Raw genomic sequence first — 1,382 nt, forward strand, 5'->3', positions numbered from 1 at the left:
CTGAAGCAATCGGAAGTGGTTCCAAGAAAAGCCTCTAAGCTTCAGTCATACGAGACCGTACCGCAAACCGACACAGGTGGGCGAGATGAGTATTCTAAGGCGCTTGAGAGAACTCGGGAGAAGGAACTCGGCAAATTGGTACCGTAACTTCGGGAAAAGGTACGCCCTTGTAGCTTGACTGGCTTGCGCCAGAAGGGTGAACGGGTTGCAATAAACTGGTGGCTGCGACTGTTTAATAAAAACACAGCACTCTGCAAACACGAAAGTGGACGTATAGGGTGTGACGCCTGCCCGGTGCTGGAAGATTAAATGATGGGGTGCAAGCTCTTGATTGAAGTCCCAGTAAACGGCGGCCGTAACTATAACGGTCCTAAGGTAGCGAAATTCCTTGTCGGGTAAGTTCCGACCTGCACGAATGGCGTAACGATGGCCACACTGTCTCCTCCCGAGACTCAGCGAAGTTGAAGTGTTTGTGATGATGCAATCTACCCGCGGCTAGACGGAAAGACCCCATGAACCTTTACTGTAGCTTTGCATTGGACTTTGAACCAATCTGTGTAGGATAGGTGGGAGGCTTTGAAGCGGGGACGCCAGTTCTCGTGGAGCCAACCTTGAAATACCACCCTGGTTTGTTTGAGGTTCTAACCTTGGTCCGTTATCCGGATCGGGGACAGTGCATGGTAGGCAGTTTGACTGGGGCGGTCTCCTCCTAAAGTGTAACGGAGGAGTTCGAAGGTACGCTAGGTACGGTCGGACATCGTGCTAATAGTGCAATGGCATAAGCGTGCTTAACTGCGAGACTGACAAGTCGAGCAGGTACGAAAGTAGGACATAGTGATCCGGTGGTTCTGTATGGAAGGGCCATCGCTCAACGGATAAAAGGTACTCTGGGGATAACAGGCTGATTCCTCCCAAGAGTTCATATCGACGGGGGAGTTTGGCACCTCGATGTCGGCTCATCACATCCTGGGGCTGTAGCCGGTCCCAAGGGTATGGCTGTTCGCCATTTAAAGTGGTACGTGAGCTGGGTTTAAAACGTCGTGAGACAGTTTGGTCCCTATCTGCCGTGGGCGTTGGAAATTTGAAGGGGGCTGCTCCTAGTACGAGAGGACCGGAGTGGACAGACCTCTGGTGTACCGGTTGTCACGCCAGTGGCATTGCCGGGTAGCTAAGTCTGGAAGAGATAACCGCTGAAAGCATCTAAGCGGGAAACTTGCCTTAAGATGAGATTTCCCAGAGCCTTGAGCTCTTTGAAGGGTCGTTCGAGACCAGGACGTTGATAGGTCAGGTGTGGAAGTGCAGTAATGCATTAAGCTAACTGATACTAATTGCCCGTACGGCTTGTCCCTATAACCTTGGCAGGTTATGGTGAATGAGAAGTA

1 rRNA gene is annotated in these 1,382 nt (G+C 51.4%); it reads left to right on the forward strand.

What is annotated here, in order from left to right:
- Positions 1-1,349 (forward strand): 23S ribosomal RNA (locus tag ACCD07_RS32240); the annotation flags it as partial.
- Positions 1,350-1,382: the final 33 nt, after the last annotated feature.

This window comes from Duganella sp. Dugasp56, from assembly GCF_047304105.1.
Taxonomy (GTDB): Bacteria; Pseudomonadota; Gammaproteobacteria; order Burkholderiales; family Burkholderiaceae_D; genus Rugamonas; species Rugamonas hordei.